General features: G+C 65.5%; 12 protein-coding genes and 1 pseudogene. 5 read left to right on the top strand and 8 right to left on the bottom strand.

The window, feature by feature from the left end; genetic code table 11:
- Positions 1-2 precede the first annotated feature (2 nt).
- A complete protein-coding gene (locus tag I7X43_RS08895) occupies positions 3-1,391 on the bottom strand; it encodes a phosphomannomutase/phosphoglucomutase (protein ID WP_198100583.1) in 1,389 nt (462 codons plus the stop codon).
- A gap of 136 nt (positions 1,392-1,527) precedes the next feature.
- On the opposite strand from I7X43_RS08895, the gene I7X43_RS08890 reads away from it, so the two are divergent.
- From I7X43_RS08890 to I7X43_RS08870, 5 genes are all read left to right on the top strand, one after another.
- Positions 1,528-2,664 carry a sensor histidine kinase gene (locus I7X43_RS08890; protein ID WP_198100582.1) on the top strand — a complete coding sequence of 379 codons (1,137 nt, stop codon included), beginning with the start codon at positions 1,528-1,530 and terminating at the stop codon, positions 2,662-2,664.
- Positions 2,661-3,422: a LytR/AlgR family response regulator transcription factor gene (locus I7X43_RS08885; protein ID WP_198100581.1), complete on the top strand. Its 762-nt coding sequence runs from the start codon at positions 2,661-2,663 to the stop codon at positions 3,420-3,422. The genes I7X43_RS08890 and I7X43_RS08885 overlap by 4 nt, the downstream gene beginning before the upstream one ends.
- A gap of 83 nt (positions 3,423-3,505) precedes the next feature.
- Positions 3,506-4,936: an Ada metal-binding domain-containing protein gene (locus tag I7X43_RS08880; RefSeq protein WP_198100580.1), complete on the top strand. Its 1,431-nt coding sequence runs from the start codon at positions 3,506-3,508 to the stop codon at positions 4,934-4,936.
- On the top strand, positions 4,933-5,508 hold the full coding sequence (locus I7X43_RS08875) for a methylated-DNA--[protein]-cysteine S-methyltransferase (RefSeq protein WP_198100579.1): 576 nt from the start codon (positions 4,933-4,935) through the stop codon (positions 5,506-5,508). The genes I7X43_RS08880 and I7X43_RS08875 overlap by 4 nt, the downstream gene beginning before the upstream one ends.
- A complete protein-coding gene (locus I7X43_RS08870) occupies positions 5,505-6,383 on the top strand; it encodes a DMT family transporter (protein ID WP_198100578.1) in 879 nt (292 codons plus the stop codon). The genes I7X43_RS08875 and I7X43_RS08870 overlap by 4 nt, the downstream gene beginning before the upstream one ends.
- Positions 6,384-6,464: 81 nt before the next feature.
- Here the strand turns inward: I7X43_RS08870 and rbp are convergent.
- From rbp to smc, 7 genes and pseudogenes are all read right to left on the bottom strand, one after another.
- A pseudogene (gene rbp, locus I7X43_RS08865) lies at positions 6,465-6,743 on the bottom strand (RNA-binding regulator); the annotation flags it as partial.
- A gap of 35 nt (positions 6,744-6,778) precedes the next feature.
- Positions 6,779-7,042: a translation initiation factor IF-1 gene (gene infA, locus I7X43_RS08860; RefSeq protein WP_198100576.1), complete on the bottom strand. Its 264-nt coding sequence runs from the start codon at positions 7,040-7,042 to the stop codon at positions 6,779-6,781.
- 392 nt (positions 7,043-7,434) lie between these two features.
- Complete coding sequence (locus I7X43_RS08855) at positions 7,435-8,700, bottom strand: nitronate monooxygenase (RefSeq protein WP_198100575.1); 1,266 nt, start codon at positions 8,698-8,700, stop codon at positions 7,435-7,437.
- Between the two features lie 133 nt (positions 8,701-8,833).
- Entirely contained in the window at positions 8,834-9,595 is a 762-nt protein-coding gene (locus tag I7X43_RS08850; protein ID WP_198100574.1) for a substrate-binding periplasmic protein, read from the bottom strand.
- Complete coding sequence (ligA, locus tag I7X43_RS08845) at positions 9,592-11,673, bottom strand: NAD-dependent DNA ligase LigA (protein WP_198100573.1); 2,082 nt, start codon at positions 11,671-11,673, stop codon at positions 9,592-9,594. Before ligA ends, I7X43_RS08850 begins: the two co-directional genes overlap by 4 nt.
- 68 nt (positions 11,674-11,741) lie before the next feature.
- On the bottom strand, positions 11,742-12,851 hold the full coding sequence (locus tag I7X43_RS08840; RefSeq protein WP_198100572.1) for a cell division protein ZipA C-terminal FtsZ-binding domain-containing protein: 1,110 nt from the start codon (positions 12,849-12,851) through the stop codon (positions 11,742-11,744).
- Positions 12,852-12,882: 31 nt separating this feature from the next.
- Positions 12,883-16,395 carry a chromosome segregation protein SMC gene (gene smc / locus I7X43_RS08835; protein ID WP_198100571.1) on the bottom strand — a complete coding sequence of 1,171 codons (3,513 nt, stop codon included), beginning with the start codon at positions 16,393-16,395 and terminating at the stop codon, positions 12,883-12,885.
- Positions 16,396-16,503 lie beyond the last annotated feature (108 nt).

The following is a 16,503-nucleotide window of genomic DNA, read 5'->3' as shown; positions in this document are numbered from 1 at the left end:
GCTCAGTGCCCGGCTTGGAAATGGGCGTCCGGCTTCACCTTCAACAGCTCTGCCATCACCTCCGTCTGGATGCGCTCCAGGGCTTCGTGCGTGTGCCCTTCGAAGCGCAACACCAGCACCGGCGTGGTGTTGGACGCGCGAATCAAGCCAAACCCATCCTTGTATTCCACCCGCAGGCCGTCAATGGTGATCACTTCTTTGGCGTTCGGGAACTGCGCCACATCGAGCAATCGCGCCACGATGGCATGGTGCTCCCCCTCGGCACATGGCACATTGAGCTCGGGAGTGTTCATGGAGTCCGGCAGGCTGTTCAGCAGCTTGCTGGGGTCCTTCTCACGACTCAAGATTTCCAGCATGCGCGCTGCGGTGTACATGCCGTCATCAAAACCATACCAGCGCTCGCTGAAAAAGATGTGGCCCGACAGCTCGCCGGCGATCGGGGCGCCGGTTTCCTTCAGCTTGGCCTTGGCCAACGAGTGGCCCGTCTTCCACATCAGGGGGCGTCCGCCGTGCTTTTTGATCCACGGTGCCAAACGCTGGGTGCACTTGACGTCGTAAATGATTTCCGCGCCGGGTACCCGTGTCAGCACGTCCTTAACCAGGACCATGAACTGTCGATCGGGCATGATCACCTTGCCATCACGGGTGACGATGCCCAGACGATCCCCATCGCCATCAAAAGCCAAACCCAACTCGGCATCAGTGGCATGGACGATCTTCTTCAAATCCTCCAGGTTTTCGAGCTTGCTCGGATCGGGATGGTGGTTGGGAAAGTCGCCGTCCACCGTTGAGTAGATGTCGATCACCTCACAACCCAGGGCCCGCAGAATGGCCGGTGCCGAGGCACCGGGGATGCCATTGCCACTGTCCACCACAACTTTCATGGGGCGAGCCAGCTTGCAATCGCTCACGATGCGGTCGCGGTACTCCGCCTGAATGTCCAGCGAACCCGCACGGCCCTTGCCCTTGGCGTAATCCTCCGCCTCAATGCGCCGGCGCAAGCCCTGAATCTCCTCGCCATAGACGGCGCGCCCCGCCAACACCATCTTGAAGCCGTTGTAGTCCTTGGGGTTGTGGCTGCCGGTGATCTGAATGCAGCTGTTGCAGCCGTATTGGCCCCGCGTTGCAGCCACGTAATAGGTCATGGGTGTGGTGACCATCCCGATGTCCACCACGTCCATGCCCGTGGCGCGCAGCCCCCGCATCAGGGCCGCCGCCAGTTTGGGGCCTGACACGCGCCCATCCCGCCCCACCACCACGGCCTTCTCGCCGGCCGCACGGGCTTCGGTGCCAAAAGCGCGCCCAATGTGTTCGGCCACTTTCTCATCGAGGTTCGTGCCCACGATGCCCCGGATGTCATAGGCCTTGAAGATAGATGCGTCGACTTGCATGGGCGGTCCGTTGCTGAGGTGTGAATGAGAAACGCGGATTGTAGGAAGGGCGGGTTTCGTGTCGTTTCAGCGCCGCCGCTGTCGATTCGGCGCAGCCTCGGGGGCACAGCCCGAGCTGCTCGCTAGAGTGCGCCCCATGCCTCCGCTCAATCTCCTCCTTTCTGCCTGGCGCCGTTACTGGCGCTTCACCCCACGCCGGGCAGACCCCGCGCTGCCGCAATGGCTCTTTACCTTGGGCCAGGGGCTGGTTGCTGGGGTGTTGCTGGCGCTGTTCGGCAAGCTCGTGCTGTTTCCCGAGCTGAGCTGGTCGGCCTGGTGGTTGCGCTCGCTCCTGCCCACGGTGTTCTGCCTGCTGAGCATCTTTATCTGTGTCCGCCTGGCCTTTCGGGCGGCCGAGCGCTGGGCCCCGCCCGCCCTGGTGCAGCGCCTGACGGGTCGGCCCACCCTGGCCACAGGTGCCTTCTTTGCCGCCTTGTCTATCAGCGCCGCGGCCGTGGGGTGGCTCTTCGCCGTGGTGGTGATCAGCCTGGTGCTGCAGCGCAACGTGCTGACGGGCTCCGTCCAGGCGTGGAGTGGTCTGCCCCTGCTGCTGGCAAGCAGCACCGCGCTGTCCATCGTCTGGGGCCTGTGGGCGTCGCACCTGTGGCGCCAACAGCAGCTCAAGACCCAGCTCACCGAGGCCCAGCTCAAGCTGCTTCAGGCGCAAATCGAGCCTCACTTCCTGTTCAACACCCTGGCCAACGTGCGCAGCCTGATTGATTACGAGCCGCGGCAGGCCGCCGAGATGCTGGACTTGTTCACCGAACACCTGCGCGGCAGCCTCAACGCCATGCGTGCCGAGTTGGTGCCGCTGGAGCACGAGTTGCAGTTGGTGCAGCAATACCTGCGTCTGATGCAATTGCGCATGTGCGAACGCCTCAGCTTCACCATCGACGCCGATCCGGCAGTGCGCGCGGTTCCCATCCCGCCGCTGCTCTTGCAGCCGCTGGTGGAAAACGCGATCCGCCATGGCCTGGAGTGCCAGGTCGCAGGCGGCCGGGTCGAGATCCTGGCGCAAGCGATCAACGGCCGCCTGAGTCTGCTGGTGCGGGACGATGGCAGCGGGCTGAACGCCCCCCGTCGCCTCGACCGCAAAGGCAATGGCGTGGCGCTGGCCAACATCCGCGAGCGCCTGACCAGCCGCTATGGAGAGGCCGCGCACTTCAGCCTGCGCCCCGCACAGCCACGAGGCACCGAAGCCCACATTGAACTGCCCCTCCCTGCCCTGCTATGAACCCCATCCGCGCCCTGATTGCCGACGACGAACCCCACCTAATCCGCCACTTGCAAGGGCTGCTGAGCCAGACGTGGCCCGACCTGGAGGTGGTCGCCACGGCCCGCAACGGCCTGGAGGCCGCCGAGCGGATTGCCGAGCTGCAGCCGGACCTCGCTTTTCTCGACATTCAGATGCCGGGCCTGACGGGCCTGGAAGTGGCGCAAGGCATCGAGGGCCGCACGCGCGTGGTGTTCGTGACTGCGTACGACGAGTACGCCGTCCAGGCCTTCGAGACGGCGGCGCTGGATTACCTGCTCAAGCCGTTGCAACTGGAGCGCCTGCAGCGCGCGGTGGCGCGTTTGCAGGCCAGCCTGGTGGCCCCGCGCGCAGACACGGGCGCAGACCCGGCCCTCACAGCCGCGCTGACCGCACTGCGCCCCGCGGTGACCAGCCCGCTGCGTTTTGTGCGCGCCTCCAGCGGCGAGCTGACGCACCAAATCCCCATTGCTGAGGTGCTGTACTTCCACGCCGACGACAAATACACCGTGGTGCAAACCGCCCGGGGCGAACACCTGATCCGCACGCCGATCGCCGAATTGGTGGCCCAGTTGGACCCGGAACAGTTCTGGCAGGTGCACCGCTCCACCATAGTGAACCTGGCCCACTTGGCGGGAACGCGACGGGACGAAGCATCCCGGTTGTTTGTGCGCTTCCTGAATCACGACCGGGAGCTGCCCGTGAGCCGCGCCTACGTGGCGCGATTCAAAGCCATGTAAACGGCGCTGCGCGGGCGAGCGCGCCCCAGGATCAGGTCCGAAAACAGCGCTTGCAACTCGGAGCACGGTCGCACAATGAAGCCATGCACCCCGCCCCGCTTCTCCTTGACGCCGCCGCCTGTTATGCGGCCCTTTGCGCCCGCGACGCGCGCTTTGACGGGCATTGGTTTGTGGCGGTTAGCACCACCGGCATCTATTGCCGCCCCGTCTGCAGGGTTCGCACGCCGAGGGCCGAAAACTGCCACTTCTATGCCCACGCCGCCAGTGCGGAAGCCGCGGGCTATCGGCCCTGTCGGCGCTGTCGGCCGGAGCTGGCTCCGCGCGCGTTTTCGGTCGTCGCAGCGACCGAGCAGTTGGCGCAGGCCGCGCGCGAGCGCTTGGACGCCGGCTATGCCAAAGGGTTGCCCGCACTTGCCGCCGAACTGGGGATTACCGACCGTCACTTGCGGCGCATTTTCCAAGCGCAACTGGGTGTTAGTCCTCTCCAGTACCAGCAAACCCAGCGGCTGCTGCTCGCCAAGGCGCTGCTAACCGACAGCAGCTTGTCGGTCGCGTCTGTGGCCGAGCGGGCGGGTTTTGGCAGCACGCGCGCCTTTCACAGTGCCTGGGCGCGCCACTACCGTTTGGAGCCACTCGATCTGCGTAAGGCGCGGGAAGTCGTGAACGCCCAGGCGGAATTGCGGCTGGCCTTTCGCCCGCCCTACGACGTCAGCGCGTTACTGCAGTTCTTGGCCCGACGGTCCATCCCTGAGGTGGAACTCGTGGACGAGCAGGCCCGACGCATGGTGCGGGCGTGGCCGTTGGACAACGGGCAATGGGGCAGTTTGGCTGTCCGCTTCGAGTCGGACCACGTTCGGGTCGAGCTCTCGCCGCGGCTATGGCGCCACCCGGCTGCGGTGGTGGCCGGTGTCCGGACTTGGCTGGACCTGGATGCCGACCCGCAAGCTGTAATGGATCGCCTTCGTGTGGCAGGGCTTGATGCCACACCCGGCCTGCGCTTGCCGGGCTGTGCCGACCGCTTTGAACTGGGCATTCGCGCGATCCTGGGCCAGCAAGTCACCGTCGCGGCCGCTCGCACGCTGGCGCAGCGATTGGTCACTCATTTCGGCGCGCCCCTGCCCGAGGAAGAACGGCTAACACCGAATGTGACGCGAAGGTTTCCCCTGCCGGGTGAGTTGGCGCTCCTCAGCGCCGAGACCCTGGCTGCAACGATACGCTTGCCCTTGCAGCGCGCCCGTGCCCTCATCGCGCTGGCTCAGGCCTGGCCCGATTTGGCTTATGCCAAGCGCCAAGGCGTTCCCCTGCACGCCGAGCGGGAACTGCAGGGCCTCTCAGGCATCGGCCCTTGGACCGCCGCGTACCTGCTCATGCGCGGCTGGCCGTGGCCGGACCGTTTCCTGCCGGGTGACGTGGTCTTGAAACAGCAACTCGCGGCCCACCCCAAGGTGAACACGGATGCTGCAGCGCCCTACCGCAGTTACGCGGTCCTTCAACTTTGGCGGAATGCCGCATGACTGCTCCATATTTTTTCAACGATCCCGCGCCGGCCATCGCGCAGTGCGAAATCCAAACCTCGTACGGGCCCACACTGCTGCGGCGCACGAGGCGAGGTTTGTCCGGCATTTGGCACCTGGACCAACTCCACTTTCCTGCCGGGACCGCCCTGGCCGAAGAGCCCCAGCACCCATGGTTCCTTCAAGCACAAACGTGCCTGCTGAACTGGCCGGCCTTGGAACGCGATCCAGCCTTGCCTCCGCTGGATCCGCAAGGGACGGAATTCCAGCGTCGCGTCTGGGCCCTCCTGTTGGGAATTCCGCGCGGCAGCTGGACCAGTTATGGAGCCCTGGCTCAGCAACTAGGAGACGCTCGGAAGAGCCGCGCCGTGGGCGCCGCCGTGGGTCGCAATCCGATCGGAATTCTGATTCCTTGTCATCGGGTGCTGGGCAGTGATCAGAGCCTGACCGGCTACGCGGGTGGATTGCCCATGAAGCGCAGCCTTTTGCAACAGGAAGGGGTGGCCTATCGAGAGGCGGCTGGCTGCCGCACCGTTGTGGCGCCCGCCGGGCAGTTGGAACTTCTGCCGTGAAGCTCCGCGACGCCGTCGACCTGCTCGCCCTGGCCGCCATCTGGGGTGCCTCGTTTCTCTTCATGCGCCTGGCCAGCCCCGCCTTTGGGCCCTTGACCTTGGCATTCTTGCGAGTAGCCGGCGCGGCGGCACTGCTGGTGCCGATCTTGGCGGCCCAGTCGGGCTTGTCCGTATGGCAAAACAAATGGCACTTGCTGGGGGTGGTCGGGTTGCTGAACTCGGCCCTCCCCTTTGCGCTGTATGCGTTTGCGGCGCTGCATTTGCCCACCGGACTCTCCAGCATCCTGAATGCCACGGTGCCGATGTGGAGTGCGCTGGTGGCTTGGCTCTGGCTCGGTTTGCCGCCCACGCGGGGTCGAATTTTGGGCTTGCTGTTGGGGTTGCTCGGCGTCGTCGCGCTGGTAGCCGCCAAGACCGGTTTGTCGCTCGACGCCAGCGCCTGGGCCGTGGCCGCTTGCTTACTGGCCACGCTGAATTACGCCGTCGGCGCCGTGGCCACACAGCGCTGGCTGGGCACCATGCCCTCACTGGCTGTTGCTGCGGGCAGTCAGTTGGGCGCCGCCCTTTGGTTGCTGCCCCTGGGACTCTGGGCGTGGCCGCATCAAGCACCCGATCCGGTGGCTTGGGCACACTTGGGCGCCCTGTCGCTGCTCTGCACTGGCATTGCCTATTTGTTCTACTTCCGCCTGATGGGCCGCCTTGGGGCCACGAATACGGTCACGGTCACCTTCCTGATTCCCGTTTTTGCGCTGGTTTGGGGCGCGATTTTTCTGGGCGAGGTGCTGAGCCCCGCCCTGTTGGCGGGTGGTGGACTCATCTTGGTGGGCACGTCGCTCGCGCTGGGTCTGTGGCCCCGGCCGTCACCGGCCCAATGAAAAAGCCCGGTCGCTGACCGGGCTTTTTCGGATGCGGCCGCAGCAACGCGGCTGCGACTTCAGCGATCAATAGCGGGGGCGACCACCACCGAAGCCACCCGGACGCTCTTCGCGGGGGCGCGCTTCGTTCACGACCAGCGGACGACCACCGGCCGACTTGCCGTTCAGACCCGTGATGGCGGCTTGCGCCTCAGCGGGGCTGCTCATTTCGACGAAGCCAAAGCCCTTGGAACGACCGGTTTCGCGGTCCATCATGACCTTGGCCGAAGCCACATTGCCGAAGGCGGAGAATTGCTCGGCCAATTCGTCATCACGGACGCTGTAGGGCAGGTTGCCCACATAAAGTTTGCTGCTGTTCATTGAATTCAGTCTTTCAGACCGGGTTGGGAAAAAGATTAGCGGGGCCCGGGGCGACGCGGCGCGGCGCCACTGGGACGACCCTCGATGTGACGGAAGGTGATGCGCCCCTTGCTCAGGTCATAGGGCGACATTTCCAGCGAGACGTTGTCACCCGCCAGGATTCGGATGTGGTGCTTGCGCATCTTGCCCGCGGTGTAGGCCACCAGGGAGTGACCGCTTTCCAGCGTGACCCGGAAGCGCGAATCGGGGAGCACTTCGTCCACACGGCCGCGCATTTCAATCAGTTCTTCTTTGGCCATCCGGCCTCCTTCAATACGGTTGTTCGGGTGACCCTCCGCCCGCCCCGGCGCCGGCGATCGGCGTCCGCAAAGGGGGGTGCGCGGTCCATGTTCAGCCCAAGGGCCCTGTGGGTGGGGCATCACAACGAAGCCACACAACCGAAACACGGGGACACACAAGAGGTGGAGGGCACTGACGAAGGTTGGCCGACCGAGATGCTCGCCACTGGGGGCTGTCGGACAACCTGCTGACGCAGCAGCGGCTGTGTCAAAAAGGAACAATGGGTGTGAACAAGGGCTCAAGGCCCGCCACCCACGTCGTCAGACGACGATGCCACGGCAGAGAGCAAGCGTGGCAAGATTTATATTCTAGCGCGTGCAGGGGCACCTCGTGCAAGCCCGATGGGCAAATCTCAAGCTGCCGGTACAAAGTCGCCATCCGGCAACGCAATTTCGTCGTTCACGCTGTATTGATAGTCGCGGAACACATGTTCGGCCGTGAGGAGTTGGTAGCTACCATCGGGCCGCTGTCGGGTGGTGTCCTTCAAACGCGCCGTGGATTGCCCACAGGTCCAGATCGCGAAGTTGCGCATCTGCGTGCACAAACAGGTTTTGTCCATCACTGAAACGCGCTTGGCCTCCGGATGGGCCTGGACCTCCCGGTTGTAGGCATCGATGTAGGCACAACGGCCCTGGGCGTCCAGCAAATAGCCATAGGCCTCACAGTTGGGCCGAATGCCGTCCCCAATGCCGGGGCTGCTCTTGAGCATGCGCATCGGATACCCGGTGGGAGAGATCTCGTTCACCTCGATCTCCTCTTCACGCGCCTTGAAGTACTCTTGCTTCACATCGGGGGGCAAGCCGCACTCGTTCGTGACGGTGAAGCGGGTCGCCACTTGAACCGCCGCGGCGCCGGAGTCCAGGAACCGCACGGCGTCACTGCCGGTAAAGATTCCTCCGGCGGGAATGAGCGGAATAGCGAGGCCCTGCTCGCGCAACCAGGTCTGAATTTCGCTCACGATGGTGGCCAAGTCGTACTGGGCCCAATCCATCCCGAAACCCAGGTGGCCCCCAGCCAGCGGCCCCTCCACCACCACATAGTCGGGCAGCCGATTCAGGCGGGAGTTCTTTTTCAGAAACAACTGCAGCGCGCGAAGCGACGACACGATGATGCCCAGCTGCGCATCCCGGAACCGCGGGTGCTGTTCGATCAAGGCAAAAGAGCCCAGGTGCAGGCCCGCGGCCAGCGTGATGCCGTCGATGCCGGCATCCAGCGCTGAACTCAGTCGGACTTGCAGCGTGTCCTTGGGGCCGTTCATCGTCAACTTTTCCATGCAGTTGATGAACACCAGCCCAGGCCCCTGCTTGCGGTTCATGGTGCTTTCCACATGCAACCGGGTGGCCTCGGCCAGATGGCCCAAGTCAAACTTCACCTCCGACTTGTCCATGGAATCCATGGTGTGGCGGTATTGGGCCTGCTTGGCCTTAACGAATTTCGTCTTGTAACGCCGATCGGTCACCGTCTTGACCATGGCGTCGGAGATGTGGCCGACACCACCCAGGCGCGCCGCTTCCAGCGCCAAATCGGAGGTCGAAATATCCACCCCCATACCGCCAGTCATCAGGGGCACAAGCTCGTGGCGGCCCAGTTGCAGGCGGAAATCATTGAGGCGTTTCATGGGCGATCAAAGCAAAGAAGACGGCGATCACGGGTGCGATCGAGTAAACCCGTAATGGTAATAGGTCCCTAGCTCTAAATCAGGGCAATCCGATCCCCAACTCGCGCGATCCCGCCCTTGGCCCGGCCCCCACTCAAGCGACTTGGGTTTGCCAGCGCTGCAAAGTCGCCTCAAAACGCCGGTCAGCGAAGGCCGCTGGGGCCACCTCGTTGTAACGATCCATCAGCTCCGGGCCATCAGTTCGGCTGCCGACTGCAAATACGGGGCGTGCCGGCACGCTCAAATGGATCAACACAAGACCCAATCGGTTCGCTCGAACGTGCCACTCTGGGGTCGCCCGATTGGAAAAGTACGCCGCCTCGATGCGACCGCGCTCGACTTGCGTCAGCAGGGCGCGCTCCCAGTTCACCACACTGACCCAAGACCACCGGATGCCCGGCAACTCCAGGCCCGCCGGCAGCGAAGCCCCTTGGACCCAACCCACCTGCACACCCACCAGATCGGCGGGCACCAGGCGGGCACGGCGAGCCATGGGATGCTCCGGCCGGACCGCGACCACGCTCTCAAAGCGAACAAAGCTTTGCGCCGCGTATCGCACCTGGGCCTCACGCTCAGGGCTGTGCGTCAGGAGCGGGCAAAAATCAGCGGCGCCTGATTCAAGACTCATCAAAAGCCTGGGCACGGTCATCAGCGGCAACCAGTGGAACTGCACCCCCATGCGCGGCGCCAGTTCGCGTTCGAAAAATTCAACCACGGCGCCCTGGATCGACCCATTCGCCCCCCCATCCATGGCGTACGGCGTCAAGCCAAAGGTCGCTACCCGCACCACCCGGTCCTTTGCCTGAGCCGCCACAAGTGGCAACGCCAACCAAGATCGCCGTGTCCAATGGGTCATGGCCCCTCCGCGAGCAATTCGCGTAGCCTACTCTCGTCCAGCACCGCAATGCCCAACTGCAGCGCCTTGTCCAGCTTGGAGCCGGCCGACTCGCCAGCCACCACAAAGTCGGTCTTCTTGCTAACCGAACCGCTCACCTTGCCGCCTCCCGCCTCAATCAGCGCCTGGGCTTCATCGCGGCTCAGCGTCGGGAGCGTGCCCGTCAGCACGAACGTCTTGCCCGCCAGCGGCTGCGGGCTGCTGGCCGCGCCCTCGCCTTCCGGCCAGTGCACGCCACAGGCGCGCAACTGGTTCACGGCCTCGCGGTTCAGGGCCTGGGCAAAGAAGCTGTGGATGCTGTGCGCCACCACCGGACCGACATCCGCCACTTGCAGCAGCGCGGCCTCGTCGGCGTCCATCAAGGCATCAAGCTTGCCGAAATGCCGCGCCAGTTCCTTGGCCGTGGACTCGCCGACGTGGCGGATGCCCAGGCTGAACAGGAAGCGCGCCAGCGTGGTCTGTTTGCTCGCCTCCAGTCGTTCCACCAGCTTGGCCGCGCTCTTCTCGCCCATGCGATCCAGCGCGGCCAGCTGCACGAAACCGAGCTTGTAGAGCTCGGGCAGCGTGCGCACCAGTCCGGCGTCCACCAGCTGGTCGACGATCTTGTCGCCCAGGCCTTCGACATCCATGGCGCGCCGGCCAGCGAAGTGCAGCAGCGCCTGCTTGCGCTGCGCCGGGCAGACCAGGCCGCCAGTGCAGCGGTGCTCGATCGAACCCTTGTCGCGCTCCACCGCGCTGCCGCAGGCCGGGCAGGCCCTGGGCATGGCGAAGTTCGGCACATAGCTGGCGCGCGCGCCCGGCATTCGGCCGACGATTTCCGGAATCACATCGCCCGCGCGCCGCACGATGACCTGATCGCCGGGGCGCACGCCCTTGCGGCGCAGTTCGAACAGATTGTGCAGGGTCGCGTTCGTCACCGTGGTGCCTCCCACGAACACCGGGTCCAGCCGCGCCACCGGCGTGAGCTTGCCGGTACGTCCGACCTGCACGTCGATGCCATTCAGCCGCGTGGCCTGCTCCTGGGCCGGGTATTTGTGCGCCACCGCCCAGCGCGGTTCGCGAGTCTTGAAACCGAGCTGCTGCTGCAGCGCGCGGCTGTTGACTTTGTAGACCACGCCGTCGATGTCGAATGGCAGGCCATCGCGCAGCGCGGCCACACGCTGATGGAAGGCCACCAGGCCGGCCGCACCTTGCGCCACCACCCGCTCGGCGCAGACCGGCAGCCCCAAGGCCTGCAACGCATCCAGCAGGCCGGCATGGGTGGCCGGCAGGTCCCAACCCTGCACCACGCCCAGGCCATAGGCATAGAAGGACAACGGGCGCTGCGCGGTCACGCCCGGGTCGAGCTGGCGCACCGCACCCGCGGCGGTATTGCGCGGGTTCACGTAGGTCTTCTCGCCGCGCTCGCGCTGGCGCTCGTTCAGGCGCTCGAAGTCGTCGCGCCGCATATAGACCTCGCCGCGCACCTCCAGCACCGGCGCGCTACAGCCTTTCAGGCGCAGCGGAATTTGGCCGATGGTGCGGATGTTCTGCGTCACGTCCTCGCCGGTCTCGCCATCGCCGCGCGTGGCGGCCTGCACCAGCTGGCCCTGTTCGTAGCGCAGGTTGATGGCCAGGCCGTCGAACTTCAGTTCGGCGGCGTATTCCACCTCCGGGTCGGCCAGGTCCAAGCCCAGTTCACGACGCACGCGGGCATCGAAGGCCTCGGCCCCGGCGGCCGTGGTGTTGGTCTCGGTTTCGATCGACAGCATCGGCACGGCATGGCGCACCGGCTGCAGCTCGGGCAACGGTGCAGCGCCCACCCGCTGGGTCGGGCTGTCCGGTGTGCGCAATTCCGGAAACTGCGCTTCGATCGCCTGGAGTTCAGTGAACAAGCGGTCGTATTCCGCGTCGGGCACCTCGGGGGCATCCAACACGTAATAGCAATGGGCGTGGTGGTGGAGTTGCGACCGCAACGCTTGCGCCCGGCGCTTCGCGCCAGACGTGGCGGGGTCTTCAGCGGCTGACGTCGGCGCTGTGAACAGATCGGGTTGGTCCATCGCTCGCATTCTGCGCGCGCAACACTCACCCCGGCGCCTTCAGCACACGCATACCCCGGGGTTTCAACTCAGCTGAACAAACGGCGGGCCACGGCTGAACCGGCCGGCATGTCGCGCGAGGCCAGCACGCGATACAACCGGCCAAGCTCTTCATGGATTGCTGCGAAGCCATGGGGCCCCAAGGGGCGACCACCGCCGTCGACCACCTCCGCCTCCAAATCTCGCGCCAAATGCCGGGCCACTTCCTGCAGGGCGGCAAAGGGCTCCAACGCTTCCGGCGTTTGCGGCACATCGAACACCAGGGTCACCTCGCGCAGCGGGGGCGCCTCCCCTTCATCCGCCATGGCAGCCTGGGGGTCATACAGCAGCACCAGCACCGGCGGCGCGCCCTCCTCTTCACTGGCCAGCACCAATCGGCCCGGGATGGCTCCGGCCACCAAACCCACTTTGGCCGCTGCGTGCGAGAGAAAACCTAGTGTCCAAGCCGCCCCGCGCGCCCGCATACCCACTTCCAGTTGCGCATCATTGGCACTGGCAAATTGATCGAGCTCGCGCGCTTGCGCGACGGCTTCCATCATGTCCGGGAAGTCAGCCCGCGCCCCCACACCATCGGCAAAGGTTTGGACTTTCTGAACCCATTCGGAGAACTCAATCTCCCCCAGGGGGCCCGCCCGATTCACCATCTGCAGCCCGGCCTGGAAACTGCCATAGCGTTGACCCGCGACGGGCAACTCCCATTCCCCGCTCTCGGCATTCAACCCTTCGATGGCCAAGGGCTTGGTGCCGGCGCGTCGGCTGCTGGGGAGGTGCTGAAGCGCGGCATCCCCGCTGACCGGCGACTCCAACTCCAGTTCAGCGATCACGTCGATCAGCGGGTCCAGTCGCACGCTGGCTCGACGCGGTGCGGCCTGGGCCTTGCGGACCACCATGGGCACCGAGACGTCCGGCACCAGTGAATCACGCCCTGCCGACTCCGCAGTCGATTGAAATTCGTCCAAGACAGCCGCTTCGGTGGGCAGCGTCTCTCCCGTCGACACCAATCCAGGCTCTTGTCGGGGGCCATCGGGCTCGGTACGCCGGGGCGCAGCGCGTCTCCCCAACCACCAGTTCTGAATCAGCAAAGCCACCAGCACCGCTGCACCGGTGAGCATCAACGCCTGAGTGAGAGTGAACGTCATAGCGGGAGGGATTGTGCCGCCGCTTCGCCGGTCAAATTTCAGCCAGCCCCAGCGCCGCCTCCATGTCAACGGCCACCACCCGGCTGACCCCTTGCTCCTGCATGGTCACGCCCACCAGTTGCTCGGCCATTTCCATGGCGATCTTGTTATGGCTGATGAACAAGAACTGCGTGCCCCGACTCATTTCCGTCACCAGGCGGGCATAGCGCTCGGTGTTGGCATCGTCGAGTGGCGCATCCACCTCATCCAGCAGGCAGAAGGGCGCGGGGTTGAGCTGGAAGATGGCAAACACCAGGGCGATGGCGGTCAGGGCTTTCTCGCCCCCGCTGAGCAGGTGGATGGTGCTGTTCTTCTTGCCCGGCGGCTGCGCCATGACCTGAACGCCGGCTTCGAGGATGGAATCTCCCGTCATCACCAATCGCGCCTGCCCGCCTCCAAACAGCTGCGGGAACATGCGCCCGAACTCAGCGTTCACCCGTTCAAACGTGTTGCTGAGCAGGTCCTGCGTTTCCAGGTCGATGCGGCGGATCGCGTCCTCCAGCGTTTTGATGGCTGCCAGCAGATCGGCCATCTGGGCATCCAAAAAGGTTTTGCGCTCACGCGCACTGCCCAGCTCTTCCAGCGCGGCCAGGTTGACGGCGCCCAGGGCGGCAATCTCGCGCTGGATGCGGTCGATTTCGCCCTGCAGACCGGTCAGGCGCACGCCTTCGGCCTCGATGCCCTGGGCCAGAGCCTCCGGGTCGACGCCGGCCGCTTCGAGTTGTTCGCGGAACTGCGCGCCACCCAACTGGGCAGCCTGCTCTTCCAGCTGCAGTTCGGTGATGCGAGCGCGCAAGGGTTCGAGCGCGCGCTCGGTCACCTGGCGCTCCTCGTCAGCCTTGCGCAGCTGAGCGGTCAGGTCGTCATAGGCGCTTCGGGCCTGGGCCAGCACCCCCTCGGCGGTCAGCTTGGCGTCCAGCGCGTCCTGCAAGCCGGCCTGGGCGGCGCTGTCGTCCAGCTCGGCCAGCTCGACGTTCAGACGGGCCAGTTGCTCATCGCCCCCCTGCGCCTCCTGCTGAGCCGTGGCTTGGGTGCGCTGCAACTCGGCCTGGCGGGCCAGCAGGGCGCGGGCGCCAAACTGGGCTTCCTGGGCACGGCGCTCCGCCTGGCGCAGGGCTTCCCGGGCATCGTTCAATCGACGCTCAGCCTGGATCGTGTCTTCCTCCAGATCGGCATGCCGCTGCTGGGCCTCGGCAAGCTGAATGTCCAGCTCCTCAAAGCGCGCTTCCCCTTCTGCGCGGCGCTCCAGCACGCCTTCTTCGCCCGCATCAAGTTCGGCGCGTTCCTCTTTGAGCCGGCTCGCCTGGGCGTGGGCGGCCTCAAAGGCCTGGGAGAGGCGCAGCGCGTCCACTTGCAGCGCATGGGCCTGGGCACGCAGCGCTTCAGCCGCCCGCCGCGCTTCGGCGAGTTGAGCGGCTACCGCAGCGTGGGCTTGATCGGCGCGGCCTTGAGCGACCCGGGCCTCATCCACCTGGGCCTCTTGCTCACGGCGCTGCGCCTCCAGCAGTTCGATTTCTTGCGCACGTGCCAACAAACCGGATTGCTCGCTGTCCGGCGCGTAGAAAGCCACCGCCTGGCGGGACACGGCGTGGCCAGCCTTCGTGACGATCAACTCGCCATGGCCCAGTTGGTCGCGTTGCGTCAATGCCGTCGCCAAGTCGGGCGCGGTGTAGACGCCATCCAGCCAATCGGCCAGCAGCGCCTTCAAGCCCGGTTGCTCCACGCGCAAAAGCGAGGTGAGTTCGGGCAGCGCGTGATGGGTGGCTGGCGGAGAAGCCTCGGTCAGCGTGTAGAAGGCCATGCGCGTGGGCGGGGCGTCCTGCTCGAAGGCGCGCACCAGGTCCAGGCGTGAGACCTCGATGGCTGCCATGCGCTCGCGCATGCTCGCTTCCAGCGCGGTTTCCCAGCCGGGGGCGATGTGCAGGCGTTTCCACAGGGCCGTCAGGTTGTCCAGCCCTTGTTTCTCCAGCCAGGGGCCGAGCTTGCCCTGGCTCTGCACCTTCTCCTGCAGGGCGCGCAGGGCTTCAAGACGGGCCGTGGTCTGGGCCAGCTGGGCGGTCTGGGTGTGGGTTTCGGTCTGGGCCGCGCGGCGCGCAGCGTCTAGCTCGGGTTCCCGCTCGCTCAAGTCCTCCACCCGGGCCTGAGCCTCCTCCCATTGCGCATCGGCCTCGGCTGACCGTTCTTTCAGCTGCTCGACCGCCCCGGCATCGGGCAGATTCAGCGTGGCCGTCTGCGCATCCAGACGCTCGCGTCGCTGCCGCAGGGCGCGGGCCTGCTCGTCCAGCGCCCGGCTCTCGGCCGCCAACACCTGAATCTGCTGCTGCACCTGCACAGCCACCTGGCGCTTCTCGTTGGCGCGGGACTGCGCCGCCCGCAAGGCGTCTTCCAGGTCGGGCAACTGCGCGGCCAATTCTTCGGCACGGGCGGCGGCCAGTTCCTTCTCTTCATCACCGGCGGCCATCTGCTCGGCCAGCTGTTCCAGCTCGGCCATGGCCTGGGCGGCACGCTCGTTCCACAGGGCCTGCTGGCCGCGGATCTCGTCGCGCCGGCTGCCGGCCTTGTTCCGCGACTCCACCACGTAGCGGATGCGCTCTTCCAGGCGGCTCACCGCCAGCTGGGCTTCGGCGAAACGGCCTTGCTCGGCGTGCAGGGCATCGCCGGCGGCAAAGTGCGCCTGGCGCACCTCTTCCAGTCGGGCCTCGATGGCGCGCAGCTCGGCAATGCGCGCCTCCAGCGCATTGACGGCCTCGCGCCCCGCGGCCTGCACGCGCTCGAATTCGCGCGCGGCGTCGCGGCTCTTCAGAAACCACAGCTGGTGCAGGCGGCGCTCGCCCAGGCCCTGCAGCTCGCGGTACTTCGTGGCCACCTCGGCCTGACGCTCCAGGCGGTCCAGGTTGCTGTCCAGCTCGCGCAGGATGTCTTCGACGCGGGTCAGGTTTTCGCGCGTGTCCTTGAGCCGGTTCTCGGTCTCGCGGCGGCGTTCCTTGTACTTGCTGACCCCCGCCGCCTCCTCCAGGAACAGGCGCAGCTCTTCGGGTTTGCTCTCAATGATGCGGCTGATCGTGCCCTGGCCAATGATGGCGTAGGCCCGCGGCCCCAGGCCCGTGCCCAAAAAGACGTCCTGCACGTCCTTGCGGCGCACCACTTGGTTGTTGATGAAGTAGGAGCTGGTGCCATCGCGCGTCAGCACGCGCTTGACGGCGATCTCGCTGAACTGGTTCCAGGCGCCGCCGGCGCGAGCCAAGCTGTTGTCGAACACCAGCTCCACCGAGGCCCGGCTGGCCGGCTTGCGGGTGTTGCTGCCGTTGAAGATCACGTCCTGCATGGACTCGCCACGCAGCTCGCTGGCCTTGCTCTCGCCCAGCACCCAGCGCACCGCATCCATGATGTTGGACTTGCCGCAGCCGTTCGGCCCAACCACGCCCACGCGCTGGCCGGGCAACTGGAAAACAGTGCTATCGGCGAATGATTTAAAGCCCGAAAGCTTGATTGAGTTCAGGCGCATGGTGTTCGGCGAAACCGATGTAACCCTCTGTTTTCATTGGGGAAAACAGGGCGTAAAAAGGGCGCGGATGATAGCATCGAGCCCTTTTTTCTCAGAGCCTTAGACACC

Origin of the sequence: Inhella gelatinilytica, assembly GCF_016093295.1 — a bacterium.
GTDB classification, from domain to species: Bacteria; Pseudomonadota; Gammaproteobacteria; order Burkholderiales; family Burkholderiaceae_C; genus Inhella; species Inhella gelatinilytica.
The sequence above is the reverse complement of the archived record's forward strand: the minus strand, read 5'-3'. Positions and strand labels throughout refer to the sequence as shown.

Bases quoted from the DNA above. Each gene is read 5' to 3' on its own strand.
- I7X43_RS08895 (WP_198100583.1), bottom strand. From the start codon at position 1,391: ATGCAAGTCGACGCATCTATCTTCAAGGCCTATGACATCCGGGGCATC.
- I7X43_RS08890 (WP_198100582.1), top strand. From the start codon at position 1,528: ATGCCTCCGCTCAATCTCCTCCTTTCTGCCTGGCGCCGTTACTGGCGC.
- I7X43_RS08885 (WP_198100581.1), top strand. From the start codon at position 2,661: ATGAACCCCATCCGCGCCCTGATTGCCGACGACGAACCCCACCTAATC.
- I7X43_RS08880 (WP_198100580.1), top strand. From the start codon at position 3,506: ATGCACCCCGCCCCGCTTCTCCTTGACGCCGCCGCCTGTTATGCGGCC.
- I7X43_RS08875 (WP_198100579.1), top strand. From the start codon at position 4,933: ATGACTGCTCCATATTTTTTCAACGATCCCGCGCCGGCCATCGCGCAG.
- infA (WP_198100576.1), bottom strand. From the start codon at position 7,042: ATGGCCAAAGAAGAACTGATTGAAATGCGCGGCCGTGTGGACGAAGTG.
- I7X43_RS08855 (WP_198100575.1), bottom strand. From the start codon at position 8,700: ATGAAACGCCTCAATGATTTCCGCCTGCAACTGGGCCGCCACGAGCTT.
- I7X43_RS08850 (WP_198100574.1), bottom strand. From the start codon at position 9,595: ATGACCCATTGGACACGGCGATCTTGGTTGGCGTTGCCACTTGTGGCG.
- ligA (WP_198100573.1), bottom strand. From the start codon at position 11,673: ATGGACCAACCCGATCTGTTCACAGCGCCGACGTCAGCCGCTGAAGAC.
- I7X43_RS08840 (WP_198100572.1), bottom strand. From the start codon at position 12,851: ATGACGTTCACTCTCACTCAGGCGTTGATGCTCACCGGTGCAGCGGTG.
- smc (WP_198100571.1), bottom strand. From the start codon at position 16,395: ATGCGCCTGAACTCAATCAAGCTTTCGGGCTTTAAATCATTCGCCGAT.